Origin of the sequence: Xanthomonas sp. XNM01 (genome assembly GCF_014851915.1) — a bacterium.
GTDB lineage: Bacteria > Pseudomonadota > Gammaproteobacteria > Xanthomonadales > Xanthomonadaceae > Pseudoxanthomonas.
Genome location: NZ_JACVAP010000004.1, coordinates 540,290 through 566,904, shown reverse-complemented (window position 1 = coordinate 566,904; position 26,615 = coordinate 540,290). Strand labels below are relative to the sequence as shown.

The following is a 26,615-nucleotide window of genomic DNA, read 5'->3' as shown; positions in this document are numbered from 1 at the left end:
AGCGGCGGCGCACACCACGCACGCACGCACCCGGAACACGGGTACGCGGTGGCACGGCTGCGAAGCTTCCCTACGGCGGTATGAGCCGCGTCAGGTTCGAAGGGACTGTCTCAACCGGCTGGCCGCATGGCCGCAGGTACCCCCGCTTCGGCGCGGATTAGAGCACGAAACCCGCCCGGCGCCCAACGCCCGGCCCGCATGCATCCGGGCATCGCGCTCGGTGACACGGGTGATCGATCCGGGAACGGCCGCGGCCACGCACGCGATGGCCCTGCATCGAACGGAGTTCACCTGGCATGGCATCCACGATCACCCGCCGCCCGCCCACCGACGCGGAGGCTGCCGCCCTGCAGACGCGCTGCCCGGGGGCCGGGATCATCTGCGCTTCCTGGAGGCTCCCGACGGATTCCATGCCTGCGACGGTCCGATCATCATGGACGGGAGCTGATGTTCGACGTGAACGTCCTGGTCGTCATCGGCGACCTGACCTGCGCCAGCCTGTTCGTCGACGACATCGCCAGCCTGATCGTCAGCGGCAACCTGCGCGCCCGCGTGGTGATCGCCAACGGCACCGTCCGCGTGTTCGGCGACCTCGACTGCCGGATCCTGACCGGCACGTCATTCTGCGACCGCATCTTCGGATGCCTCGGCACCGCACGGCTCGACGCGCTGTTCGAGGATCGGCACTTCTTCGATTTCCACGGCAACGTGGAGGCCGGCCTCGTCGCGCCGGTGTCCAACGTGGTGAAGCTGCCGGAGGGCAGCCCGTATCGGACGCGACTTGCGGGCCGGGAGGGACGCCGGGCAGGCGCGCGCGGCATTCCACGCCAGCCTGCCCGACGCCGATGGCGCTCTGGACCACGACCTGGTCTGCCGCGCTCCGCGACGGCCGCTCGCCGCTGCGCTGAGCGGCTTCCGCGGCATGGCGCGATGCACCCGCCCGGCCCGGCCCGGCCCGGTCCGATGCCGCGCCGGATCGGGGCGATACACGATGACCGGCCGGCATCGGCACCGGCCGTGGTGTCATCATTCCAGCGTGTAGCCGACGCGCAATCCGCCCCAGTGCTCGCCACCGACGTACACGGGGACCGACAGGTCGAACATGATCTGCCCGGTATCGCGCCGGTAGACCTGCAACCGGTACGGATCGGTGTGCGCGCCCACGCTGCGCCCGACCCGGTCGCCGAAGATCCGCTTGGTGCGGTTGCCGACCAGGTCGCGCGCGCGGTCGCCGGTCATCGGCTGGCTGAAACGCAGGTTGTGGGTCGGCACGTAACCGTCGGGATTGGCGCAGATCGCGAACACGATCCAGTCCTCCGCCGCCGCCAGCGGCTCCTGCAGCGGCGGCAGCAGTTCGTCGCAGAGCGCGTCGAACGGAGTGCGGTACTTGGGCGGATCGATGCCCGGAATCTGGCGGTACTCCTGCGAGAACAGCGCGTCGGGCGTGATCCGCCGCTGCGCCAGCGCATCCTCGAACAGCGCGCCGATGCGTCCGGCCGTCGCGGTGGCCAGCGCATGCACGCGCGCGTGCCGCGGCTGCTGCAGCGGCGCATCGGGCAGACGGAACAGGCCGACGCAATCGGCCAGCGTGCCCGCCGCCTCACCCAGCGCCTGGCTGCGCTCGGCCACGTGCGCGGCGTGCTCCAGATTGCTGCGCCCGAGTTCCGCCGCGCGCTCGACCGCACGGTCGATCGCCAGGATCTCCTCGCCCTGGCCCGCCACGCGGCCGGCGACCGACTCCATCGCCGATCCTGCGCGTGCCAGCAGCACGCCGATGCCGTCGAGCACCTGTTCGGTCCGCCGCGCCGATGCGGCGCCGTCGCCGAGCGCCTGCACGGTTTCGCCGATGATGCCGCGGACATCGCGCGCGGCCGTGCCTGCGCGGTCGGCGAGGCTGCGGATCTCGTTGGCCACCACCGCGAACCCGCGGCCGGCGGGCCCGGCACGCGCGGCTTCGATGCTGGCGTTGATCGACAGGATGTTGGTCTGGAACGCGACCGCGTCGATCACCTCGATCACGTCGTGCGCGCGGGTGGCCCGGCGCTCGACTTCCTGCATGGCCTCGGCCAGCGCCCGCGCCGCCTGACCGCCCTCGCGTGCGCTCTCGTCGGCACTGGCGGCCACGCCCTTGACCGCATCGAGGTCGCCGCCGACCGCCTGCAGCCCCTGCAGCAGGCGCTGGGTGGCTTCCAGGACGGACTGCAGCGCATCGGCCTGGGCCTGCGCCTGGCGGGCGAGCTCGCCGTTCTCCTCGACCACCTGCGGCACCGCCTGGGCGATCTGCACCGACAGTGCGACCGCCTGGCGGATGGCCTCGGCCAGATTGCCGAACCCGGCGCCCAGGCGACGCCCGATCGCGCTGTCGCGCTGTTGCTCGGGCAGCACCAGATCCAGGTCGCAGCCACCAAGCAGCGCACCGACATGGGCCAGCAATGCCGCATCGTCCGAGGCCTGGGCGGACGCGGCATCCAGCGGTGCGGGCGCGGACGGGGGCGGATCGCGCAGCAGCTGTGCCGTTTCCGGATGCGGCAGCGACAGCAGCCAGCCGTCGCCATCACGGTCGCGCTGGTGGCGGACCCGGCAGGCCGGATCGTCGCCAGCCGCGCACCACACCCCCTCGGCATCGCCGAGCGCTTCCGGCGGCATGCCCCACAGCCGCTCGCAGCCGGCATTGATCAGGGCCGGCTCGCTGCCGAGCAGATCCAGCGCGGCGCGGTTGACCGCGACGATGCGCCGCGCCTGGTCCAGCCGCAGCAGCGCGACCGGTGCGTCGGGCAGCATCGGCCCGATCCCGTCCTGTCCGGACGGTACTTCGAAACACGGCTGCATCGCAGCGTCCCCTCCCTTTCTCCCACCGTCGTTATCGGCCGGCCGGGTCTGGGATTGAACCGCGGCTGGCGGCACGTGGGGCGCTGCCGGGTGCTGAGGTGTGGGACGAATGTGGTCGCATCCCTGCGGAAGGGCGGCGCGCGTTGAGCGCAAAGTGTCGCCAACGCACTGCTGGCAACCGCCCTCTGCGATGACGGACCCGGGGCGCCGGACCACCGGGCCGAATGACATGGAACCGATGCCGTCACGCGGCAGCCAGGCGCCGCGACGGAAGCGCACGACGAAAGCGGCGGGGTCGTGCAGGCACGCTCCTGCAGTGAAGGCCGCGCCGACACGGGCGCCTCCGTCGAGACGACCGCGACGGCGATGCCCGCCCGCCGCATCGGCTCACGGCACCTGCCGACGCACGCGCGAGGGCGAGGCCGCCGCCCTCGCCGCCGGACGCCACTCAGTAGCCGGCGGCCTGCCCGTCCTTGCGGCTCTCGGAGGCGCCGTAGTAAACGCCGGTCTCCGGGTCGCGCAGGATCGCCTGATAGCCGCCGTACGGGCCATCGGCGAACACCACGCGATGGCCCTTGCGCATCAGCGCACGCACGGTCTCGTACGGGAAGCCGGTCTCGAGGTTGACCTCGCCACCGTCGGTCATCGCGGTGTTCTGCCCGGTCGGCTCGGTCGAGCCCTCGTGCTGGATCCTCGGCGCGTCGCCGGCCTCCTGCAGGTTCATGCCGAAGTCGATCAGGTTCATCACGATCTGCGCATGGCCCTGCGGCTGCATCGCCCCGCCCATCACGCCGAACGACAGCCATGGCTTGCCGTCGCGGGTGATGAACGCCGGGATGATGGTCTGGAACGGGCGCTTGCCCGGCGCATAGCCGTTCGGGTGGTCCTTCTGCAGCACGAACATCTCGCCGCGGTCCTGCAGGATGAAGCCCAGCCCCGGCGGCGCCATGCCGCTGCCCATGCCGCGGTAGTTGGACTGGATCAGCGACACCATCATCCCGTCGGCGTCGGCGACGGTCATGTAGATCGTGTCGCCCTCTTCCAGCTGCTTCGGCGTGCCGGGCTGCACGGTCTTCATCGCCGTGCCCATCGAGATCAGCGCGCGCCGCTGCGCCGCGTACTCCTTGGAGATCAGTCGCTCCACCGGCGCCGGCTGGAAGGCCATGTCGGCATAGAAGCGTGCGCGGTCGGCGAAGGCCAGCTTCTTGGCCTCGACGAACAGGTGCACGTGCTCGGCCGAGCCGAACGGGATCTTCGAGAAGTCGTATCCCTCCAGCACGTTGAGGATCTGCAGCGCGGCGATGCCCTGGCTGTTGGGCGGCAGCTCCCACACGTCGTAGCCGCGGTAGTTGCTGCTGACCGGCTCGACCCACTCGCCGTGGTGGCTGGCCATGTCCTCGTAGCTGAGGAAGCCGCCATTGGCCTTGAAGAACGCGTCGATGGTGCGCGCGATCTCGCCGGTGTAGAACGCGTCGCGACCGCCATCGGCGATCTTCTGCAGCGTGTCGGCCAGGCCGGGATTGCGCCACAGCTCGCCCTTGCGCGGCGCGCGACCATCGATGGTGAACTGTTCCTTGAATCCCGGCTGCGGCGACAGTCGCGGCACCGAGCGGTCCCAGTAGTAGGCGATCACCTCGGAGACCGGATGCCCGTCGCGCGCGTAGCGGATGGTCGGCGCGAGGTTCTCCGCCATCGGCTTGCGGCCGAACCGTTCGTGCAGCGCGAACCAGCCATCGACCGCACCCGGCACCGACACCGGCAGCGGGCCGGTGGCCGGGATCTCGGTCAAGCCGCGACGGCGGAACTCGGCCAGGGTCAGCGACTTCGGCGAACGCCCCGATCCGTTGTAGCCGTACAGCTTCTGCGTCTTCGGGTCCCAGACGATGGCGAACAGGTCGCCGCCGATGCCGTTGCCTGTCGGCTCCATCAGGCCCAGTGCGGCGTTCGCGGCGATCGCCGCATCCACCGCGGTGCCGCCTGACTTCATCACGTTCAGCGCGATCTGGGTGGCCAGCGGCTGCGAGGTGGCGGCCATCGCCTTCGGCGCGATCACCTCGGAGCGGGTGGCGAAGGTGTGCCCGGTGATGCGGTCGGCCGCGGCGGCCGGTGCGGGCAGGCAGGTGCCGATCAGCAGACCGGAGAGCAGGAGCAGGGTGGCGCGAGGCTTCATGGACGGTCGATGCGGCGGCAGGAGTCCGAACCTTAACGCATGCGCATCCAGCAGGGACTCCGGCGCACCGGAGTGCCTGCTCCGTACCCGGGCGCATGCGGCTTCTTACGTTCTCTTACGACCCGCTTACGGTCGCCCCGTATCTATCTCGCCAGTCACGCGGATCGAGGGGTCGGTCCGTCGTCCGTTCCGTGTCCACCGCACACATCAGGGGTTCAAGATGCAAGCTCATCGCACTCGCCGCCAGGGCGGCTTCACGCTGGTCGAGATGGCCGTGGTCCTGGTCATCATCGGCGTCATCATCGGCGCGGTCATGATCGGCCGCGATGTCCAGCGCAACGCCGAATACACGCGCATCAAGCAGAAGTTCATGGACCAGTGGGTGGTGGCATACAACACCTACAACCAGCGCATGGGCTCGCCGGTCGGCGACAACCAGAGCGCACCGCGCCTGATGGTCAATGGCGCCAACTACAACGGCAACGCCGGCACGCTGTCCGGTGGTGACATGTCCGGTGAGACCGGCCCTGCGGCGATCTGCCGCGGCAACCTCGGCCCCGGCATGCAGCGCGGCAGCTTCGAGGCCGGCGAGCAGTTCGACCTGCGCCTGATGATGCGCCGCTCCGGCATCACCATGCCGCCCGGCCGCGGCGACGGCATGGAAGACCGCTACGTCTACCTGGACACCAACGGCAACCCGCAGGAAATCCAGATCTGCTTCCAGTGGAATCCGCCAGGCACCGGCTCCGGCTCGGGCAACGTGATGGTCATCAGCGGCCTGACCCCGGACCTGGCGCGCGCCCTGGACCAGATGATCGATGGCAAGCCCGACGCCCAGAACGGCGCCTTCCGCCAGGAAGGCATCCAGGCCCGTACCGGCTCTGCTGCCGATGCCAACAGCGTCGGTCTGGAGTGGGAAGGCAACAACACCCAGCGCCTGACCGGCACCGGCGGCGCCGCCGGCACCGCCGATCTGAACGACGACTCCACCTCGGACATCGAGCAGGTGATGACCCTGGTCGCCCACTACAAGATGAACCAGTAAGCACACCATGAAACCCTCGCTCCTGTTCGTTCACCTGCGGCAATCGCGGCGCACCTCGCTGCTGCTGTTCGCCGGCACGCTGGCTACGCTGGTGGTGGCCGCGGCCTGGTTCGTCAGTGCGCGCTCCGGACTGGCCGATGCCTATGCCCGGCTCGGCACCCGCACCCAGATGCTCTCCGAGGCCCAGGTGCGCGAACAGGAAGCGAGGCTGCGCGTCGACTACGCCGAGTCCGCCCGGCAGCTTCTAAGCAACGCGCATGCCCATGGCCTGCAGCCCAACGCCTGGGGCGAGCGGCTGATCAATCTACGCCAAAGCCAGATGAGCCGCGAGGAAGCGGCGGCCATGGTCGGTACGGTCACGCGCAGCAGCGATCTGCTGTTCGGCGCGGAGGCGTTCGAACTGTCGGTCACCCAGCAGGAGGAAGGTCTGTTCGACGTCCCGAACATGCTGGACCGCCGGCCCGCCCCCCTGTCCCTCACCCTGCGCGGCAGCCTGGTGTTCCGCACCGGCGCCGTGTCGAGTCCTGATGCCAGCGGAGTGCTGCCATGAGCCTGCTCCATCTGATCCAGCAACAGGGCCAGTGGCTGAGCTTCGACGGCGCGATGGTCGAGATCAGCAGCGCACGGCCGAAGCCGCAGCGTGCGGCGGCGGTGATCAGCGATTTCGACGGCGCGGTCAGCGACGTGATCGCGCTGGAAGGCAGTGCCGCCCACGCGGTCGCCCTGATCGAACGCCGCCTGCGCGCCGATGGCCTGATCGACAGCGAAAGCAAGATCCTGGTCCACAAGACCCGTACCGTCGGCGCGGGTTACCAGACCCTGTTCACCGCGGTGCCGCTGGAGACCTGGCAGCAGGCCTACGCCTGGGCCGAGGCGCAGCCGGACCACTGCCTGCTGATCCCGGCCACCTCCCTGCTGTGGCATGCGCTGGCCACCGGCCAGGGTGTGGTCCTGCAGGCGGGCCGGCGGGTCAGTGTGCTGGCCCTGCTCAAGCACGACATCCTCTACCGCTCCTCACTGGCCTACAGCGACGACCCCGACGATCTGGCGATGACCGTCGGCGCGCTGGCCGAACAGGTCGCCGACGATCTGGGCCGTGGGCAGGACAATCTGGACCCGCTCAGCATGCGCTGGTGCCCGGTGCTGGTACCGCGCCCGGCCGAGGGTCTGCCCTGGGCCGACGACACGCTGCGGGAGATCTTCTCGGCACGCAGCGGCCTGCAGGTCACGTCCGTCCCCACCCGCCTGGTCCGTGACGAGGCTGGCCAGGAGTACCGCAGCGGCATCGCCTGGATCGAATCGGTGGTGGCGCCCACGATCGCGGTGAATCCGCCGCTCAGCCGGGCCGCCTACATGGCCGAATGGGGCCTGCCCCTGGCCAGTGCGGCGTCGCTGCTGTTCGCGGTGGCCCTTGGCACGCTGGGCGCGCGCTGGACGCTGAGCGCCAACGAGGCCGACCAGCGCTCGGCACAGCTCGACAGCCAGATCAGCGCGATCGAGGAGCGCATTGCCGGCCTGCAGGGCAAACAGGCTGTGCCGGATGGCTTCGCCGCCACCCTGGCCTTCGTCGAGCGCGCAGAAAGCATGAACCATGGCATCGACCCTGTCGAAGGCCTGGCGCTGGTGCGGGATGCCGCCGCCGGCGAGGTCCGGATCCTGCGCGTGCGGATCGAGGAACCCACCACCCAGCGGCGGCAGCAGACGGCCAATGCAGGACCGGAACTCGCCGAACCGACGCTGCGCGTAGACGGAATCGTCGATCCCGGTCGCGGAACTCCCGGCATGCAGGTGCCGGGCTTCGTGGAACGCCTGCGCCGCGCGGGCTATGACCCGGTCCCGCTGGATCCGCAGGCAGGCGCGGGCGCGCGCGCGTCCAGCGGCTTCTTCTCCTACCTGCTCAAGCGCACGCCGGCATCGGCACCGGGAGCCGCGCCATGAAGATGAAGTACACCGCCATCGTCGCCCTGATCGCCTGGCTGGCCGTCACCGGCTGGCTGGCGACGATGGTCATCGCCAAGCCGGCCGTCCTGCACCTGGGCAATCAGGCCGAGGAGACCGCCGCGATGGCCGAACTGCGCAACGCGATCGCGCGCAACGCCAAGGCACAGGAACTGATCGCACCGCTGCGCCACAGTGCGATGGTCGGCATCGGCACGCAGCTGATCGCGGTGGCCGCACCGGTCGGCCAGCCGGTCTCCGGCGCAGGTACCGCCGCCGGAAACGCGCTCCAGGGCGAACACGCTGTGTCGCTGGTGATGATCGCCGACGGCCGTCGCACCGCGGTCATCGACGGCCAGCGGGCACGTGCGGGCATGCGCCTCGCCGATGGTTCCCTGATCCAGGCGATCGGTCCGGACTGGGTCCGGATCATCGGCCTCGACGGTGTCCCCACCGTGCACCAGGTGCGCTCGCCGTTCCAGCAGCACGACCAGGCCGGAAGGACCGCGCAATGAACCCGCGCTACAAGCCCCTGCTGTGGACTGCCGCGGCGATCGCCGTCGGTGTTCTCGTGATCCTGGCCGTCCGCAGTCTGGCGACAGGAACGGATGCTGCATCGTCGCCACAGGTCCATGGCGCGCAGCCGGCACCGGCACGACCCGGTGCCGGCAACGACATCCCCGCCGCGACCGGTACGGGAAGCGACGCCCCCCCCCCCTGGGCGCAGGCACCTGCTGTCGCCGGCACCACCAGCAGCCTGTCTTCGGTGCAGGCTCCCCGCGGCACCGGGCCTGTGACCGCGCAGGCTGCCGTGGACCAGACCGTTGCCGGCGTGCGCCTGCAGGCCCAGCAGAACACCGCCAGGATCGATGGGCTGCTCCGGGACCTCGACCAGGCCGAGCGCTCGGGACAGGTCCCGCCCGACATCAATCTCGAAGCGCTGCGCAGCAATCTGGCCATCGCCCGGCGCGCGCAGGTCCTCGCGCTGGAACTGGCCGAGACCGCGCAACGGGCCGATACGCCTGAGCAGAGGCAACGCCACGACGCGATCATCAATGAACTGCAGACGCTCCAAGGACAGCTGCGTTACGACCTTGGCCCGGGCGCAGCGGGGTCCGTGATACCGGCGAAGGCGCAATGACATGCATCGCATCCGCAGCCGACATGCAACGCAAGGAGGGCGGCAGGACGGTTTCACCCTGGTCGAGCTGGCCACGGTGCTGGGCGTGATCGGCCTGCTTGCCGTTGCCATGACGTCGTCCTTCGACGGTCTCCAGCAGGCACGCGCACACAATGGCGCCCGCGCCGATGCGGAGTCGGCCCGGCAGGCGCTGCGCGCATTCGCCCTGCGCAACAAGCGTCTGCCCTGCCCGGACACCTCCACCCATGGCGACAGCGGCCGTGAAGGTGCCGGTGCCGCCTGTGGCGCCGGCGTCGATGTCGGCTGGCTGCCATACGAAAGCCTGGGCCTGGCGATCCCGGTGCGTGCGTCGCGGTTGCGCTACGGCGTATATCGCGGCGCAGCCGCAACCGATCTCGTCGCGCCCCGGCACGGCGCCGCCGACAGTATCGACATCGATGGCCTCGGCGGCTTCAGCACGGCGCTGACCGGCGCCGCGTCCGCAGTCGCCTCCAGCGCGCGGCCGTACTACGTCACCGGCCGCAGCGTCGAGAACAGTTGCGACGCGGGCTCCAGTCCCGGCACCGGCATCACTCTCATCAACCCCGCGTTCGTGCTGGTGGCGCCCGCCACCGACCGCGATGGGATGGGCAGCCTCCACGCGGGTTTCGATGGCATCCATCAGGCCTTCGCCGCCGGCGCCAGCAAGTGCGTGGCGTCGCCCGATCAACCACAGGCAAGCGGCAACGACGACGTCGTCGTTGCCGAAAGTCCAACCGCCCTGCTCGGCTGGCTGACCGCGACCACACGTTGAACGCCGCAGTTCCCATGAATCCTTCCAAGGCACAGAACGAGATGAATCCGAACCTCAACACCACTGGCCTGCGCATGCGTCGCCCCGTGGCCGGCCTCCTCGCCGCCGCCTGCGCGCTGTCGCTGGCGGCCTGCGCCAACATGCCGCCGCGCAGCGTGAAGGATCTGCCTCCGGTCGAGCACGCCGCGCTGGAGAAGACCGGCGGTGCGATCATCGAGGAGTCGGCGAAGCTGGCCGCACAGAACGAGCGTCTGCGCAGCCAGATCGAACGCTCGATGGCGCTGGCCGCGGCCGCCGCACCGGTGGCGCCCGCATACGACCCGCTGGAGAACAGCGTGGTCAGCATCAGCATGTTCAATGCCGATGTCGGCCAGCTGCTGTGGGCGCTGGCGGACGAGCTGAAGATGAACCTGATCGTCGACCCACGCGTGCTCGAGCAGCGCCAGCGCACCAGCATGCACCTGCGCAACGTCAGCGCACGCGAGGTCTACAACCACATCCTCGACGCCTTCGACCTGCACGGCGAGACCCGGGGCGGCGCGCTGGTGGTGAGCCAGCTGCGCGAGCGCATCTTCAACGTCGACCTGCTCAACTCCAACACCTCGTTCGACCTGACCACCGGCGGCGACGTGTTCGGCGCCGGTATGCAGGGCGGTGGCGGCGGCGGCCAGTCGCTGCGCGGCACGCTGACCATGAGCGGCAGCGTGGGCAAGGACAACGACCCGTACAAGCAGCTCGAGGCCGCGTTGCAGGTCATCCTGGCACCCGACAAGGCCGGCCAGGCCGCGCGGGGCCCGGACGCGGCACCCGAACCGGAGCAGCCGCGCCACAGCCTGGATCCGTCGTCGGGCACGCTGTTCGTCCGGGCCCGGCCCTCGCAGGTCCGTGCGGTCGAGGAACTGATCGAGCGCACCACCTCCAAGATGCGCCGCCAGGTGCTGGTGGAGGCGCAGATCCTCGACGTGTCGCTCAACGACAACTTCCAGTACGGCGTCGACTGGAACCTGCTGCGCAACCGCGTCGCCGGCCTCTACGGCGATTCGCCGGCCACCATCGCGCCCATCCCCGGCACCGACACCAACCCCAACCTGCTTGGATACAACGGCCAGGGCAGCAACTTTGCCGGCAACCGCTACGGCAACCAGGACCGTTCGATCCTGTTCCCCAACCAGACCCTGGGTTCGGCCCTCGGCCGCGCCGCGGGCCTGAGCTACGTCAGCGACACCTTCTCGGCCGCGGTCAACGCACTGCGCGGCTTCGGCAACGTCAAGGTGCTGTCCAATCCCAGCGTCCGCGTGCGCAACGGTGCGCCTGCGTATCTCAGTGTCGGTTCCAACATCCGCTACGTCACCAAGTCCACCACCAATTTCTCCAGCGCGGGCAGTGGCTTCAACACCTCGTCCGACATCCAGACCGACTCGCTGTTCTCCGGCGTGGTGATCGGCGTGGCGCCGATCATCCATGAGAACGGCTCGGTGGAACTGCTGGTGCATCCGATGCAGACCGAGGTCGAGCCCGGCACGCTGCGGCTGGTGGAGTTCCCGAACGGCAACGCAGTGACCCTGCCGACGATCAACGTCAAGGGCATCACCACCACGCTGAACCTGCGCGATGGCGACACCGTCGTGCTCGGCGGCCTGATCGACCAGAACTCCAGCCTCAGCGACGCCGGCATCCCCGGCCTGTCCGACATCCCCGGCCTGGGCAAGCTGTTCGGTTCGCGCGGCACGACCCAGAACACGCGCGAGCTGGTGCTGGTCCTGCGGGTGAAGGTGATATGAGCCTGATCTACGACGCGCTCAGCCGGCAGTCCGGTCCCGTTGCGATGGCACCGGCCGCGACCCCGCGCGCGTCGTGGTGGTCGCGGCAGTCCCTGCAGCATCGCAACGGCATGCTGGTGGCTGCTGGCGCGCTGATCGCCGCGCCGCTGGCCTTCCTGGCAGCGGGCCAGTCAGGGCGCGTGGCCTCAGCGCCGGTCACCGAGGTCGCGGCGGCGCGTCCCCCTGTGGCGCCCGCCCCTGCCTCAGCCGATGCACCCACGGTGTCCATGGACCCGCCCTCCATGCCGGTGGCAATCGGCATGCCGGCTCCCGGGAGCATCGAACCGGCGAACATACTGGTCGCGACGGTGGCAACCGCGGCACCGCCGACGCCGGCCGTTGCCGCCGCACCACCTGCACCGATGCAGGTGCAGGTGCAGGCCAGCATGCCGGTCGCACTGCCCGCACCCGCGGCCACGCCCGACACCATGCCTCCGGCAGCGCCGACGCCCGCGCCGATGGCGACAATGGGGCAGACACAGGAAGAGCCGCAGCCGATCAGCATCAAGGTCGAGCGCCGCGGCGACGGAGCCCGGACCGCCGCACCCGCGCCGGACGACACGTCGGTGCCGGCCACCATTTCCGCCATCGAAGCCGCGATCGCCGACGGCGACACCGCGCGGGCCCGGCAGGCCCTGACCGAACTCGAAGCGCTGCTGCCGTCGAGCAGCCTGACCCTGCTGCGGATGCAGGCCTGGGTCGCGCATCGTGGCGGCGACATGACCTCGGCAGAGCAGTTGTACCTGCGCATCGCCGAACGCGTGCCGGACGACGAGAACGCCGGCGTCAACATCGCCCTGCTCTCGGCCGGACGTGGCGACGTCGAGGATGCACGCCTGCGCCTGACCCGTCTCGCCGGCCGCCACAACCGGTCGGCACTGGTCGCCCGCGCGCTGGCCGACATCGAGGCGCAGGCACGATGAATCCCGCGCTGTCCCAGCACCTGGCCACGCTCGGCCTGGGACGGGTTCCGTTCCCGCCCACGCCCGACGCCGAAGCCTGGTTCCAGACGCCCTCACTGGAGCGGGAGCTCGTCGAGACCGCGCACTGCCTGCGTACGCGGGCCGGATTCGTGCTGCTGACCGGCGAAGTCGGTACCGGCAAGAGCACCTTCCTGCGGCGTCTGCTGCAGGTGCTGGATGCCGACGGCATGGTGGTATCGCTGGTGTTCAACACCTTCCTGCAAGGCGGCGACCTGCTGGCTGCCGTGCTGCGCGACTTCGGCCTGGCGCCGCAGGGAAATCCCGCCGCCGACATCGAAGCCCTGAACCGGTTTCTCGTCCAGCGCTGGCAGGCGCACACGCCCTGCGTGCTGGTCATCGACGACGCCCAGAACCTGACGTTCGAGAGCCTGGAACTGCTGCGCCTGCTGACCAATCTGGAAACCGGACAGGAGAAGCTGCTGCAGATCGTGCTGGCCGGCCAGCCGGAGCTGCGCGAGACCCTGGATCAGCCGCGTATCCGCCAGCTCACCAGCCGGATCTGCAAGCACGTGCGCCTGTCGCCGATGGATGCCGGCCAGGCGCAGCGCTACGTCGACTTCAGGCTGGCGGTCGCCGGAGCCGCCGGCCGCATCCGCCTGGACGACACCGGCGCCGCCGCACTGCATGCGGCCAGTGACGGCAACGCCCGCCGCATCCACCTGATCATGGACCGCTGCCTGTACGGTCTCTACCACGCACCGGAAGGCCGCCGGGTGATCGGCGCGTCACTGGTCCGGCGGGCGGCGGCCGAGTCCGGCGCACACCCGGTGCGGCGGGCGGCGCCACGCCGCGGCTGGGCCGTCGCCGCCTCGCTGGGGCTGGCGCTCGGCGCGGGCATGATCGGGCTTGCGCTGCACAGTCCGGTCCCGCAGGCCGAGGCGGCCGAGCCCCGCATCTCCACCCCGCCGGCCACCATGCCGGCCGCCGCTGACACGGCCGCCGTCGCCGCGTCCGCATCCGGCTGGGAACGCTGCCTGCAGCGCCTTGCCGGACGACCGACCCATCTGCAGCAGGTCGATGCCGGCCTGGCGGCGCGGATCACCGCGCGCGGTGATGTGTGCCTGCGCGAGGAGGCAGGTCACTGGACCGCGGCCTGGTCGGCACCGATCGCCGCACAGGACTTCCTGCCGCTGGCCGGACGGGACGACCTGGTCCGCGGCCTGCAGTCCACGCTGTTGCGGCACGGCGACTACGACGGCCAGCTCGACGGCCTGTACGGGCCCCGCATGCATGCGGCGATCGCCCGCTTCCAGCAGCGCAACGGCCTGTCCGCGACCGGCTCGCCGGACCCGGCCACGCTCTTGCTGCTCGACACCCTGGCGGCATCGCCCGATGCCGCCACCCCCCACACCGCGACACGGCACGACGCCCATGGCAACGGTTGATCCACGCGTATCCCCCGCCGGTACAAACGGCAATGCGCCCACGCTCCGGCTGGGCGAGCGCCTGCTCGAGCGCAGGCTCATCGACCAGACCCAGCTGCAGTACGCGCTGCAGAAGAACGAGGTCGAGCATCAGCGCCTGGGCCGCATCCTGATCAACCACGGCCTGGCCAACGAGTCCGACATCGTCCAGGTGCTGTCGGAAATGAACGACATCGCCTACGTGGCGGTCGACACCTTGCCGGTGGCCGAGCCGCAGGTGCTGGCGATGTTCAACCGGGAGCTGTGCCAGCTGCGCCAGTTCCTGCCGCTGCGGCGCGCCGACGACGCGCTGGAAGTGCTGCTCGGCGATGCCGACCCTCCCACCGTGGCCCAGCTGGTGCTGCAGCGCTGCGGACTGCGCTGCCGCTTCCTGCAGGGCGAGTACGGCAAGGTCGCGCGGCTGATCCGCCATACCTACTACTTCGCGCAGAATCCGGTCGAAAGCCTGCTGGAACGCGAGATCAAGCGGCTGTCGTCCGACAGCGACCACGCCTACAGCCCGGAGAAGCTGCTCGACTACCTGCTGCACTACGCGGTGCGCGAACGCACCACCGACATCCACATCTCGCCGTCCGAGAAGAGCCTGCATGTGCTGTTCCGGGTCGACGGCGTTCTGCGGCCGATGTTCGCGATGCCGACCCAGCTGACCCGCCTGCTCGGCTATATCAAGCTGGCCGCGGAAATGGACATCTCCGAGCAGCGCCGGCCGCAGGACGGCAGCTTCCGCGCGGTGGTGCTGGACTCGGCGCTGACGGTACGCGTGTCCACGATCATCACCGACGCCGGCGAGCGCACGGTGATGCGACTGCTCCCCGAACACAGCGACCTGGCCGGGCTGGCCGAACTCGGTTTCTTCCCGGAAGACGTCGCCGTGCTGGAGCGGCTGTTCGCCAAGCCGGCCGGCCTGGTCCTGATCACCGGTCCGACCGGTTCGGGCAAAAGTTCGTCGCTGCATGCGGCGCTGCGCATGCAGTCCCTGATCGAACGCAACGTGCTGACCGTCGAGGATCCGATCGAGTACCGCGTCCCCGGCGCCGGCCAGACCGAGGTCAACCGCCGCGCCGGCTACGAGTTCGGCTCGGCCCTGCGCCATTTCCTGCGTCATGACCCGGACGTGATCCTGCTGGGCGAAATGCGCGATGCCGAAACCGCGCAGGCCGCGCTGGAGGCGGCGGCGACCGGCCATCTCGTGCTGTCGACCCTGCACGTGACCAGCGTGTTCGGCGTGGTCCCCCGCCTGCGTCCGCTCGGTCTGGAAGCGCAAGTGATCGCCGACAACCTGCTGGCGGTTGTCAACCAGCGTCTGGTCCGGCAGAACTGTCCCTTCTGCAGCATCGAGGTGCCGTTCACCGAGAACGAGCGGATCTGGCTGGAACTCGCACCCGGAGCCACCGGCTGTCGTGGCCAGGGTTGCGAGCGCTGCCGTGGCAGCGGCTACTACGGCCGCCTTCCGGTCTACGACATCATGCTGGTCGACGAGGCGCTGGCCAACAGCATCGCCGACGACGCCGGCCGTGAGGCGCAGCGCAACATGGCGATGAACGCCGGCTTCCGCAGCATCGAGCAGATCGCCAGGACCCGCATCGTCAATGGCCAGACCACGACCGAGGAAGTGCTGCGCGTGGTCGGCGTGGGGCCAACGCCATGAACGTCTACTACTACCGGCTGCTGCTCTCCAGCGGGCGCGTGACCAGCGGCGTCGCCCAGCTCGCCGTCGAGCAGGACGCCTCCGCCAGGATGTGGCTGGAAAAGAACTTCGATGCCGTGGTGCTGACGCTGTACCGGCTGCCGGGCTGGCTGGCCGAGACCCAGCGCTCGCTCAGCCACCTGGTCAAGCCCAGCATCCGACCGATCGAACTGGCCGGCATGCTGCGCGACCTCGGGGTGATGACCAGCAGCGGCATCCCGGTGATGGAGGCGCTGCGTGCGGTCGCCAACGAGGTCGGGCAGGGACGCACCTCCAACCCGGCCAAGCTCGCCCGGCGCCTGCTCGACGAACTTGACGCCGGCGCCTCGCTCAGCGACGCGTTCTCGCGCTACCCGGATGCGTTCCCGGAGACCGTGCGCAACCTCGTGCTGATCGGCGACGAGACCGGCACGATGGACCGGATGCTGATGGAGGCGGCCGACCACATCGAGCGCATCTCGAAAATGACCGCCGACACCCGGCAGGCACTGATCTACCCGGCCTTCGTGTTTTCGGCGATCTTCGCCGCCGGCGGCTTCTGGATCTACTACGTGATCCCGAACCTGTCGGACCTGTTCAAGCAGATGAACGCCAAGCTGCCGCCGCTGACGATCGCAGTGATGGCCGGTTCGGAATGGCTGATCGGTCATATCGGCATGATCCTGATCGGCCTGGTCGTGGCCGCGTTCGCGCTGTGGGTGACCTGGCGCTACAGCCGTACGTTCCGGCGGACCGTGCACTACACCATGCACAAGCTGCCGATCGCCAGAACGATCATGGTCTCGTCCGGCCTGGCGTTCTTCACCGAGTACATGTCGCTGCTGATCAAGGCCGGCGTGGACATGGTCAGCAGCCTGCAGGTGATGGAGCGGGCGATGCGCGACGAGTACTACCGCGACCGCATCATCGCGATCCGCCAGGTGCTGGAGCGCGGCGACCGCTTCTCCGCCGCCATGCGCCAGGTCGGCGGCTTTCCCTCGATGATGGTGCGCATGGTCGGGGTCGGTGAAGAGACCGGCACCCTGGATGCCCAGTTCTCACGCCTGTCCGGCGAGTACAGCACCCGCCTGCAACGCCTGATCACCAACCTGTCGGAGGTCATCAAGCCGGTGGTCGTGCTGCTGGCCGGCGGCATGTTCGTGTTCCTGATCGTGGCCCTGCTGCTGCCGGTATACGACCTGGTGCAGCAGGCGATCACTTCGCCGACCTTCTAGGAATGAGTGCGATGTACAGCAATCCCCTTGTCTCTCACCGGCAGACCGGCTTCACCATCCTCGAGATGTCCGTGGTGCTGGTGGTGATCGCCCTGATCATCGGCGCGGTCAGCGTGGGCCGCGACCTCTACCGCAGCGCGGTGGCAGAACGCATCGGCAGCGAGTTCGTCCAGGGCTGGATGGTCGCCTACGACCGTTATGTCGCCCAGGTCGGCGTAGTGCCCGGCGACAGCCTCGTGGACCCGAGCGGCCGCGTGCGCAACGCGGCCAATACCGAGCTGTGCAACAACGACCTGCGCGAGATGATGCTGACCCGCGGCATCAGCCTGCCGCAAGGCCGTGCCGAAGGCCTGGAGACCCGCTACGTCTACCAGGACAGCAACGGCCAGCCGCAGGAGCTGGAGGTCTGCTTCGTCAATGTCGATAACTGGGCGGAGCCGTCCAGTGGCACGACCTACGCGCTGCGCAGCCGCAACGTCATGCTGTTGAGAGGATTGAGCCCGGAGCTGGCGCATCAGCTCGACACGCGCATCGACGGTCGGGTGGACGCGCGTTTCGGTCGTCTCCGCGAAGTCGACAGCCAGAACTTCACCGGTGGTCCCGGCAGCCCGCCGACCGAGGGTCCCTGGAGCCGCAACGAACGCCAGATCAGCGAAGCGCCGGATGCCGTGATCCCCACGGTGTCCGCCTACATCAGGATGAACCAGTGATTCCACCGGTCGGAATCCACGCCTGCACAGGACATCGGTCATGAGCATGACGCATCGCGTTGCTTCCATTCACCCGGTTCCGTCGCCCCATCGAGGCCAGGCCGGCATCGGACTGGTCCAGGCCCTGCTGATCCTGCTGCTCGTCGCCAGTGCGCTGGCCGCCGGCGCGTTACTGCTCCAGGCCAAGCGCGCACCCGCGCAGGCAGTCAGCCAGGAGCAGGGGCTGCGCTGGGCCGACGAAGCGATTGCCGCATTCGCTTCGTCCAACGCACGCCTGCCCTGTCCGGCATCCAGCGTGCACGGCGAGGAGGACTGCAGCGTCGGCGCCCAAGGCTGGTTGCCGCTGCGCAGTCTGGCTGGCGCCTCGGGCAATGCGCCACAGGTGGGGCCGATGGCCTACATGGTCTACCGCGGCAGCGAATCGGCCCACCTGGACCTGACCCGCCCGGGCAATGCCTATCAGCCGCCGATGCTGGATGGCAGCATCCGCGAGATCATCAGCAGGGACAGCGATGGCGAGGAGACCGGCCGGCGCCGGTTCGAGGCGATCAATGGCCTGGACCTGTGCCATGCGCTCGAGCTGGCCGAAACAGCGGGCGGCGCGGCCGCCCTGGCCAACGTCACCACGCAGAACGGCGTGAGGCAGAATGTCGCCTATGGCATCGCCGCAGCAGGCCCGGACGCGGGCAGCAGGCGCCTGGACGATGCCAATGCCGGCACCGCCGGCACCCTCGAGGCACCTTGGCGCGAGTGGACCTCGGGCTACGACGACCGGGTGCGGGTCCGCAGTTTCGATGCGATGGCGCAGAGCCTGGGCTGCAGGCTGCAGGCTGCCAGCGGCGATACCGCCAGCGCTTCGCTGGCGGTGGCTCCCTTCTCGGGCGCGTCCACGCTCGCCGTCGACACCACGCCCTACAACGTGTCACTGGCCGCGATGGACGTGCTGGCCGCGTCCATCACCCTGCACGATGCCCTGGAGGAACTGCAGGCCAGCAACCTCAAAGCGGCGGAATCAGCCGTGGACAGCGCGCGCAACGCGCAGATCTCGATCGTGTTCAAGCTGGTGACCACGGCCGCCAGCCTGTCCGACCAGATCACGACCGTGGTCACCACCGCGGTCAGCCTGACCCGGGCGATCATCACCTGCATCGCCTCGCTCGGTGCCTCGTGCGCCGAGGTGGCCGTCAAGGCAGCTGCCCTGGGGACCTCGATCGCCGGCCTCGGCACAAAGGGCGTGACCCTGGCGCAGAAGGCCGCCGCACTGGTGCCCGCAGCCCTGGCACTGGATGCCTCGATAAAGGCGCGCGACATGGCCAGGAAGGCGAGCTTGCCTCCGGCGGCGAGCCTGGATGATGCCATCGCACAGATGGAATGCACGTTGTTCGCCCGCAACTGCACCGACGAAAGCACGGTGCTGACCGAAGAGAACCCCGACTACCGCGAGGGTATCGACGACCCGTCCAAGAAGTACCGGGTCGTCTACGAACTGGATGAGTCCGGTAACCGGATCCCGGTGCTCGGCAGCGATGGTCGGCAACTGGTCGACAGCAATGGAGATGAAATCTGGCAGGTCGCTTACAAGGCCGGCGCGACCCCGACCAGCCTGGAGCAGCGTCGGCGCGACGCCAAGACCCAGTGGGACATCCTGCAGGAGCAGGTGGACCTGCTCGAGCAGCATCGGCTGGCACCCTGGGGCATCAGCGTCAACAGCAATGCCGACGCGAACGGCAACACGGTCGACAGTCTGGTCGAGAACGGTCGGATCAACGAGCGTGTCCTCGACACCGGTTACCAGACCATCGAGGGCGGGCGCTATGCGAAGGAGGTGCTCTACATCGACTGCAACCATGTCGGCCAGGGCAACGGCGAGTATGACCACCGTGGAAGTGACTGCGTGTACGTCGGCAGCCGCACCGACATCGTCGATGAGCAGCCGGTTACCACAAAGCTCGGCGCCTACCACCGCGTGGAGCGCAGGAGAATCGAATTCAACCGCGAGCTGGCAGTCGCCGATGCGATCGCACGCCGCAACAAGGCCCAGGAATGGGCTGGCTACAACCTGCGCGAAGAGGAGCTTGAGCGTGAGATCAATCTGGCCGAGGAGAACTTCGACTCCTGGTTCGTGGGCAGCAGTTCGATCCTCAGCAAGATGCAGGGCCAGCGGGACGACGCGCAGCACTGTGGTGCCTCGCCGAGAACCGCCACGACCGAACAGAAGTGCGAGAACGCCAGGCAGGCGGTGATCTACGTCGAGGAATGCAGGAAGCCCATGACCGATGCCAGTGGTGCACCGGTGTACGCGGGCGGCGTGCTCCAGTACGAAATGGAGAGCAACCTGAAAGCGGCCTGCAAGCCCTACATGCAGAGCCAGCTGGATGAGCTGCGGAATGAGCAGAGCGCACTGGCGGGAAACCGCAGCGCCGCAGCAGATGCCTATGGCGGGATGCCTTCACCGTTTATCCAGTATCCGGACGGCTGGTTCACCCATGCGATCGAAGTGACCGAGGATGCCGACGGCAACCCACTCAGCTACGACTGGAAAGCGGCTACCTCCAGCGCGTATTTCTGGGAGAGCTACCAGGTCCAGGTAGAAATCACCGACGACAGCACGGACCCGCCGACCACCCGCATCGAATGGCAGACCCGGACACGCCAACTGCCCTACTACGCACCCGAGCCTTATGGGGGCAGTGGCTCGCAGCCGATACTGGTCACCGACAAACTCGAACTTGCAAGCAAGGACTTCTGCTCGTTCTGGACAGGTCGCGTCTGGAATGGCGCGAACTGGACCTGGCCCAATCCCTGGGGCTGGGGCTCGGCCTACAGCATGGGCCTGTACTGCCAGCGCTATCCGTTCAACCGTGCGTTCGAGGACTGGCGCCGGGCCAAGATCGGCGCCGACGAGGCGCGCAGGAATTATGACGACCTCGACACGCAGTACGAGAACCTGCTTGCCGAGTACGAAAATCTGAAGCGGGCGAACAACGATCCCAGCGGCGGTGCCCAGATCGACATCGGCTTCGGCGCCGAACCCGCACTCGAGCGGGCCGACGCACGCGGCTCGGTCGGTCCGCAGGAACTGGGAACGACGCCATGAGCCACGCATACCGTCGTCAGCTGGGCTGGTCGCTGGTCGAACTGTCGGTCGCGCTGGTGATCGCTGCATTGCTGGGGGTGCTGCTCTTCACCCTGTTGCCGCTTGGCAACCGGGTCGTCGAAGGCGAGCGCCAACTGCATGAGCTGGCGCAGGCCGAACAGGCCCTGCTGGGTTACGCACGCGCACATGGCCGGCTGCCCGCCGCCGACAGCGATGGCGACGGCGAGGCCAACGACGGCGCGCTGGGGCCATGGCTACCGGTCAGCGATCTGGGCCTGCCATCGCGGATGCGGATCCGCTACCAGGTACAGACCGGTCTGGCGTCCGCCCCCGGCAGCCTGTTCCACCCGCTGCTGCCCGGCGATACGCAGCACACGCCGGTGCAGAACACGCTGGACTTCTGCATGCGCCTGCTGCTGAACCAGCGCGACAACATCACCTTGGGAGGGCTGGGCACGCCGGTGGCCTATTACCTGGGCCATGCCGGGGTCGCAGGGCACGATCTGGTCGCGATCAAGGATGGCTGGGTCGAATCGGGTCAGCATATGCCGGGCCGCGGAGACAGTGAACGCTCGGCACATGCGGCGGTCGCCGCCGGCAGCGGTGAACTGTCGGTGCGCCTGTCCTGCCCCGAGCGCCTGGCGCGGGCCCAGGGCAGCGCACAGGCAGCGTTTGCCGCGCACAGCGCTTTGCGCCTGACCGAATTCAACGTCGAGTTCCGCGACTTCGACATCAAGATCGCGCAGACCACCGAAGCCCTGGCCAGGACCACCCGCGACCTGGCCGCGTATGCGCTGGCCGAATCGATCACCAATGAAGCCATCGCCATTACCCTGATGGCCTCCGGCTGGCCGCCCGATGGCGTGACGATCTCCGCCGGCATCAAGCAGCTGGTCACCTCCGTCAAAGCAATGGCCGAGGCGATCAAATCGCTGGTGGAGGCCGAAAAGAGCCTGCAGGAAGCCATCCAGGGCGTCGCCGACGCCAGGGAGCGACTGGTCCTGGTGACGGCGCAGCGGAACCGGATTCAAGTGCTGTACGACCAGTCCAGCAGCCACGCCATCCGTATGGACAATGCAGGATTGAACCCATGAGCAGGTCCCACACCGACCGCCAGCGCGGCTTTTCGCTGGTCGAACTGGCCGTGGCTCTGGTGATCCTCGGCATCATCGGCATCCTGCTGGTGCGCTGGATAGGCTTGCAGCAGGAAGAGCAGCAACAGGTGGCGCAGCGCGACCTGCTGCAGCGCGCCGACGATGCCGTGATGGGCTTCGCGGCGATCCGGTCGCGCCTGCCCTGCCCGGATACAGATGCCGACGGCCATGAGAACTGCGCTTCCGGTGCGATCGGCACCTTGCCTTACCTGACCGTGGGCCTGCCGGACGCGCGCGCGCAACGCATCCGCTACGGCGTGCTGCGTCGTAGCGGCAGTGTGCCGCTGGCGGGTTGGCGCGGCGCGACCGCGAGTGGCGAGACAGGACGGGTGATCAACGTCGATACGCCACTGGATGCGGACCTGGCGGTGCTGACGGCGGGCAATCTGGATCGTGCGCAGCCGCTCCAGGTGACCGGAAATTCGCAGAACATCGCACCGATGCACGAGGTCAGGCCCTGGAACAATTGCCAGCACCTGCCAGACGGTGCCAGTTGTGCCGACAATCCCGCACTGTGGCTGAACACGCTGGACTTCTGCCATGCGATCCGCAGTGCTGCGCTGCTGCCGGCGAGCATGGACCATCTGCATACCCGGCGCGAACTGGAGCCTGAACGGATCGCTGGCAATGTCGCCTACGCGTTGGCCATCACCGATCCGTTGACCGCGACTGCCGAGCATACCGACACTTCGCTGGCCTTCCATTCGCCGCGCCGCCCACGCCAGGGCGGCGTCACGCCCTACAACGACCGGGTGCTGGCGGTGGGCATCGACCAGTTGTGGACGCGACTGCGCTGCGGCGACAGCTATGGCCCCGCGGTGTATGCGCATCCCAATGTGGCGATGGCGGCACGCCTGACGACGCCGGTGATGGAGAACACCAAGATCCAGCTGGACATCATGGTGGCGCTGGGTGATGCCAACAACCACAACGCCACCGTCGCGTTGATCGACGCGACCGCAGAGATGGTCAATACCACCGCGCAGACGCTGGATACCATCGCCGAAATGCTCGATACCTATGGCGGCTGGAACTGGCGCGTGGGCATCGCCAGCGGCAGCATCGGCACCGCGGTCGGCAGCGTCATCGCGGCGGGTGTCGCCAAGGCGTCGGCCGCCACCTACTGGAGCACTGCCCAAGGCCATCGCGACACCTTCGCCGCCTACTTCCCCGGCAAGGCGAAAGACGTGGAAAGAGGGATCGTGGCCGATGCACGCCGTGCAGATATTCTCGGCGGCTTCCCCGACGCAGCCACACGCGACACTGCCCGCGCCTTCGAATACGGCGGCAGTACGCCCTGAGACGGACGTGACCGCGAACTCCACCACTTCGGGTGATCACGTTGCTCGCCAGGCGCCGACTGCAGCGACGTATGCATGCGACGGGAACGGAAGTGGTCATGGCGGCTGCAGTGCGCTGCAGGACATCGTCCAGGCGCCGGAACGCAGACGCTTCCCCCGGAAGCGCAGCCTATGGCATCGATGACACATCCGGTCCCGGCGAGCCGCCTTGTATGGTCAGCCCGCCAGGACATCCGCCGCCAGCACCAGCTTCTGCCGCGCCGGCGCCAGCCGTACGCGCGCGCTGGCAGCCTGGCCCGTCGGCACCCGATGCTGCGCCGTCACCCGGATGCTCTCGGCCAGGTCGCGCGTTTCCCGCGATGGCAGTTCGCCCAGTTCGCTCTGCAGCCGGTGTGCCAGGGTACGGTAGCAGCCCAGGGCCATGCCGGCCTCGCCGAGCTGCGCGTGCAGCCGCATCAGTGCGCGGTGGTGGAGTTCGTTCAACGGGTCCTGGGTGATCAGCCGGCGCGCCACCAGCAGCGCCTCGCGCCGGGCGCCACGTGCGGCGGCGACATCGCGCAGCACCGCAAGCGCGTCGGCCAGGCGCCGGCCGATCCATTCGCGCGTGCACGACAGCCACTCCGCGTACGAGGCGCAGCTGTCCAGCGCCATGCCCTCCAGCAGTTCTCCGGCATCGTGCAACCAGGACTGCGCCTCCCCCGGCCTGCTTCCATCCATGCCGCATTCGAGCAGGTCGATGTCGAACAGCCCGTGTGCCCGGACCGGGCACAGCCGGACCGACTCGCGATCGACCTGCAGAACGCCGTCGCCCACTGCCGCGCTCATGGCCCGGTTCAGATCGGACAGGACCTGCCTCAGGTTGGTCAGCGCCGCGGTTTCGCCGAGCTCGGGCCAGAGCAGGCTGGCCAACTGGACACGCTGGTGGCGCTGCCGTTCGATCGCCAGGTAGGTCAGCAACGCCCAGCCCTTGCGATACTGGAGCGCGACCTCGCGCGTGCCGCACCCCATGCGGCGCGCGCCAAGCAGGCGGATCGCGGGCGCGGAAGCGCCCGCCGGGACGGCGATGGTGCGGTCCTGCGTCTGGCAGGCCGCTTCGGTGACGAAGAGCGAATGCGACTGCGGCATGATGAAGTTCCCCTTTGGACAGGCCGGGGGAAGCGCATCGTCCGTTTCCCCATAGGGGTTACCGCACAAAGCGGCAAAAACTCATCACGCCGCTTTCACGAATTCTGAAGCACTCAGCCGGCCCGTCCTACGGGCGCACCTCACCCGTCCAGCAACGCCCTGTCGCGCACCGCGCCCTTGTCGGCACTGGTCGCCAGCAGGGCATAGGCCTTCAGCGCGGTACTGACCTTGCGCGGACGCGCCTGCGCCGGCTTCCAGCCGATGGCGTTCTGCTGCTCGCGGCGCACTGCCAGTTCCTCATCGGAGACCAGCAGATTGATGCCGCGGTTGGGGATGTCGATCAGGATCCTGTCGCCGTCGCGGACCAGGCCGATCGTGCCGCCACCGGCCGCTTCCGGCGAAGCGTGGCCGATCGACAGGCCCGAGGTGCCTCCGGAGAAGCGGCCGTCGGTGAGCAGCGCGCACTGCTTGCCCAGGCCTTTCGACTTCAGGTACGAGGTCGGGTACAGCATCTCCTGCATGCCGGGGCCGCCTTTCGGGCCTTCGTAGCGGATCACCACCACATCGCCGGCGACGACCTCGTTGGCGAGGATGCCCTTCACCGCTGCATCCTGGCTCTCGAAGACCCTGGCGTTGCCTTCGAACACGTGGATCGACTCGTCCACGCCCGCGGTCTTGACCACGCAGCCGTCCAGCGCGAGGTTGCCGTACAGCACGGCCAGGCCGCCTTCCTGCGAGTACGCATGTTCGACGCTGCGGATGCAGCCACCTGCGCGATCGATATCCAGCGTCGGCCAGCGCGTGGCCTGGCTGAAGGCGACCTGGGTCGGCACGCCGCCCGGGCCTGCCTTGAAGAAGGTATGCACCGCGTCATCGTCGGTCTGGGTGATGTCCCACTTCGCGATGCCCTCGCTCAGCGTGCGGCTGTGCACGGTCGGCACCTCGGTGTGCAGCAGGCCGCCGCGCGCCAGTTCGCCCAGGATCGAGAAGATGCCGCCGGCGCGATGCACGTCTTCCATGTGGTACTTCTGGATGTTCGGCGCGACCTTGCACAGCTGCGGCACTCTGCGCGACAGGCGGTCGATGTCGCGCAGGTCGAACGGCACCTCGCCTTCCTGCGCCGCGGCCAGCAGATGCAGGATGGTGTTGGTCGAACCGCCCATCGCGATGTCCAGCGTCATCGCATTTTCAAAGGCTTCAAATGTAGCGATGCCACGCGGCAGCGCGGCCGGATCCTCGGCGCCGTACCAGCGGTGGCACAGCTCGACGATCAGACGTCCCGCACGCAGGAACAGCTGCTCGCGGTCGGCATGTGTGGCCAGGGTCGAGCCGTTGCCGGGCAGCGCCAGGCCCAGCGCCTCGGTCAGGCAGTTCATCGAGTTGGCGGTGAACATGCCGCTGCACGAGCCGCAGGTCGGGCAGGCGCTGCGCTCGTAGGCGGCGACCTTTTCATCCGACGCGCTGTCGTCGGCCGCGACCACCATCGCATCGACCAGATCCAGCCCGTGCTCGGAAAGTTTCGTCTTGCCCGCTTCCATCGGCCCGCCGGACACGAACACCACCGGGATGTTCAGCCGCAGCGCGGCCATCAGCATGCCGGGCGTGATCTTGTCGCAGTTGGAGATGCACACCAGCGCATCGGCGCAGTGCGCGTTGACCATGTATTCGACCGCGTCGGCGATGATCTCGCGTGAGGGCAGCGAATACAGCATGCCGTCATGGCCCATCGCGATGCCGTCGTCGACCGCGATCGTGTTGAACTCCTTGGCGACGCCGCCGACGCGTTCGATTTCGCGCGCAACCAGTTGCCCGAGGTCCTTCAGGTGCACATGCCCGGGCACGAACTGGGTGAACGAGTTGGCGATCGCGATGATCGGCTTGTGGAAGTCGTCGTCCTTCATGCCGGTGGCGCGCCACAGGGCGCGGGCGCCGGCCATGTTGCGGCCGTGGGTCGAGGTCTTGGAGCGATAGTCGGGCATGGGGAAAGCGTACTGTGCGCTGGCGGACAACGCGGCTGGCGGGGGGGTACGAAAGCAGCCGATTGTGCTGCGTTTTCTCGGTTTCAGGTGCAATCATCCTCACCGTCACGGACCTGCTTGACAAGCACCAAATCACCGTGGTTCTCTACGGACCATGTTGCAGCGCCACACGCCCCTGATGAACCTCTCGACCGCCGGCATCGCC

The 26,615-nt window shown here is 68.6% G+C and carries 20 protein-coding genes and 1 riboswitch; of the genes, 15 read left to right on the top strand and 5 right to left on the bottom strand.

What is annotated here, in order from left to right:
* Positions 1–49 precede the first annotated feature (49 nt).
* Positions 50–154: riboswitch (TPP riboswitch) on the bottom strand.
* A gap of 872 nt (positions 155–1,026) precedes the next feature.
* Positions 1,027–2,829, bottom strand: coding sequence for a methyl-accepting chemotaxis protein (locus IB242_RS16580; RefSeq protein WP_192282039.1), 1,803 nt, complete (start codon positions 2,827–2,829; stop codon positions 1,027–1,029).
* Positions 2,830–3,277: 448 nt separating this feature from the next.
* Entirely contained in the window at positions 3,278–4,999 is a 1,722-nt protein-coding gene (gene ggt, locus IB242_RS16575) for a gamma-glutamyltransferase (protein WP_192282036.1), read from the bottom strand.
* Between the two features lie 220 nt (positions 5,000–5,219).
* Here ggt and IB242_RS16570 point away from each other — a divergent pair, with 220 nt between their 5' ends.
* The 7 genes from IB242_RS16570 to mshL are packed head-to-tail and all read left to right on the top strand — an operon-like array spanning position 5,220 to position 11,697.
* Entirely contained in the window at positions 5,220–6,044 is an 825-nt protein-coding gene (locus IB242_RS16570; protein ID WP_192282033.1) for a prepilin-type N-terminal cleavage/methylation domain-containing protein, read from the top strand.
* Positions 6,045–6,051: 7 nt separating this feature from the next.
* On the top strand, positions 6,052–6,594 hold the full coding sequence (locus IB242_RS16565) for a hypothetical protein (RefSeq protein ID WP_192282030.1): 543 nt from the start codon (positions 6,052–6,054) through the stop codon (positions 6,592–6,594).
* Entirely contained in the window at positions 6,591–7,982 is a 1,392-nt protein-coding gene (locus IB242_RS16560; RefSeq protein ID WP_192282027.1) for a hypothetical protein, read from the top strand. The genes IB242_RS16565 and IB242_RS16560 overlap by 4 nt, the downstream gene beginning before the upstream one ends.
* Positions 7,979–8,497 (top strand): hypothetical protein, encoded by a 519-nt coding sequence (locus IB242_RS16555; RefSeq protein WP_192282024.1) that lies wholly within the window; start codon positions 7,979–7,981, stop codon positions 8,495–8,497. Before IB242_RS16560 ends, IB242_RS16555 begins: the two co-directional genes overlap by 4 nt.
* Positions 8,494–9,123, top strand: a complete 630-nt coding sequence (locus tag IB242_RS16550; protein ID WP_192282021.1) for a hypothetical protein — start codon at positions 8,494–8,496, stop codon at positions 9,121–9,123. Before IB242_RS16555 ends, IB242_RS16550 begins: the two co-directional genes overlap by 4 nt.
* A gap of 1 nt (position 9,124) precedes the next feature.
* Complete coding sequence (locus tag IB242_RS16545; RefSeq protein WP_192282018.1) at positions 9,125–9,916, top strand: type II secretion system protein; 792 nt, start codon at positions 9,125–9,127, stop codon at positions 9,914–9,916.
* Between the two features lie 14 nt (positions 9,917–9,930).
* The gene (mshL, locus tag IB242_RS16540; RefSeq protein WP_225540736.1) at positions 9,931–11,697 is read left to right on the top strand and encodes a pilus (MSHA type) biogenesis protein MshL; all 1,767 of its coding nucleotides are present in this window, start codon (positions 9,931–9,933) and stop codon (positions 11,695–11,697) included.
* Between the two features lie 7 nt (positions 11,698–11,704).
* Here mshL and IB242_RS16535 read toward each other — a convergent pair whose 3' ends face one another.
* Positions 11,705–12,316, bottom strand: a complete 612-nt coding sequence (locus IB242_RS16535) for a hypothetical protein (protein WP_192282015.1) — start codon at positions 12,314–12,316, stop codon at positions 11,705–11,707.
* On the opposite strand from IB242_RS16535, the gene IB242_RS16530 reads away from it, so the two are divergent.
* From IB242_RS16530 to IB242_RS16495, 8 genes are all read left to right on the top strand, one after another.
* Positions 12,303–12,659 carry a hypothetical protein gene (locus IB242_RS16530; RefSeq protein WP_192282012.1) on the top strand — a complete coding sequence of 119 codons (357 nt, stop codon included), beginning with the start codon at positions 12,303–12,305 and terminating at the stop codon, positions 12,657–12,659. The two genes, IB242_RS16535 and IB242_RS16530, sit on opposite strands and share 14 nt — an antisense overlap.
* Complete coding sequence (locus IB242_RS16525) at positions 12,656–14,104, top strand: ExeA family protein (RefSeq protein ID WP_192282009.1); 1,449 nt, start codon at positions 12,656–12,658, stop codon at positions 14,102–14,104. The genes IB242_RS16530 and IB242_RS16525 overlap by 4 nt, the downstream gene beginning before the upstream one ends.
* Positions 14,091–15,791 (top strand): type II/IV secretion system protein, encoded by a 1,701-nt coding sequence (locus IB242_RS16520; protein WP_225540734.1) that lies wholly within the window; start codon positions 14,091–14,093, stop codon positions 15,789–15,791. Before IB242_RS16525 ends, IB242_RS16520 begins: the two co-directional genes overlap by 14 nt.
* Positions 15,788–17,044: a type II secretion system F family protein gene (locus IB242_RS16515; RefSeq protein WP_192282006.1), complete on the top strand. Its 1,257-nt coding sequence runs from the start codon at positions 15,788–15,790 to the stop codon at positions 17,042–17,044. Before IB242_RS16520 ends, IB242_RS16515 begins: the two co-directional genes overlap by 4 nt.
* Before the next feature lie 11 nt (positions 17,045–17,055).
* Positions 17,056–17,754, top strand: a complete 699-nt coding sequence (locus tag IB242_RS16510; RefSeq protein WP_225540732.1) for a prepilin-type N-terminal cleavage/methylation domain-containing protein — start codon at positions 17,056–17,058, stop codon at positions 17,752–17,754.
* 40 nt (positions 17,755–17,794) lie between these two features.
* Positions 17,795–20,851 (top strand): hypothetical protein, encoded by a 3,057-nt coding sequence (locus tag IB242_RS16505; RefSeq protein WP_192282001.1) that lies wholly within the window; start codon positions 17,795–17,797, stop codon positions 20,849–20,851.
* A 68-nt stretch (positions 20,852–20,919) separates the two neighbouring features.
* Positions 20,920–21,945, top strand: coding sequence for a hypothetical protein (locus IB242_RS16500; protein WP_192281998.1), 1,026 nt, complete (start codon positions 20,920–20,922; stop codon positions 21,943–21,945).
* Positions 21,942–23,306 carry a prepilin-type N-terminal cleavage/methylation domain-containing protein gene (locus IB242_RS16495; RefSeq protein ID WP_192281995.1) on the top strand — a complete coding sequence of 455 codons (1,365 nt, stop codon included), beginning with the start codon at positions 21,942–21,944 and terminating at the stop codon, positions 23,304–23,306. The genes IB242_RS16500 and IB242_RS16495 overlap by 4 nt, the downstream gene beginning before the upstream one ends.
* A 216-nt stretch (positions 23,307–23,522) precedes the next feature.
* Here the strand turns inward: IB242_RS16495 and IB242_RS16490 are convergent, their stop codons facing one another.
* Entirely contained in the window at positions 23,523–24,500 is a 978-nt protein-coding gene (locus tag IB242_RS16490) for a BTAD domain-containing putative transcriptional regulator (RefSeq protein ID WP_192281992.1), read from the bottom strand.
* A gap of 71 nt (positions 24,501–24,571) precedes the next feature.
* Entirely contained in the window at positions 24,572–26,410 is a 1,839-nt protein-coding gene (ilvD, locus tag IB242_RS16485) for a dihydroxy-acid dehydratase (protein WP_192281989.1), read from the bottom strand.
* Positions 26,411–26,615: the final 205 nt, after the last annotated feature.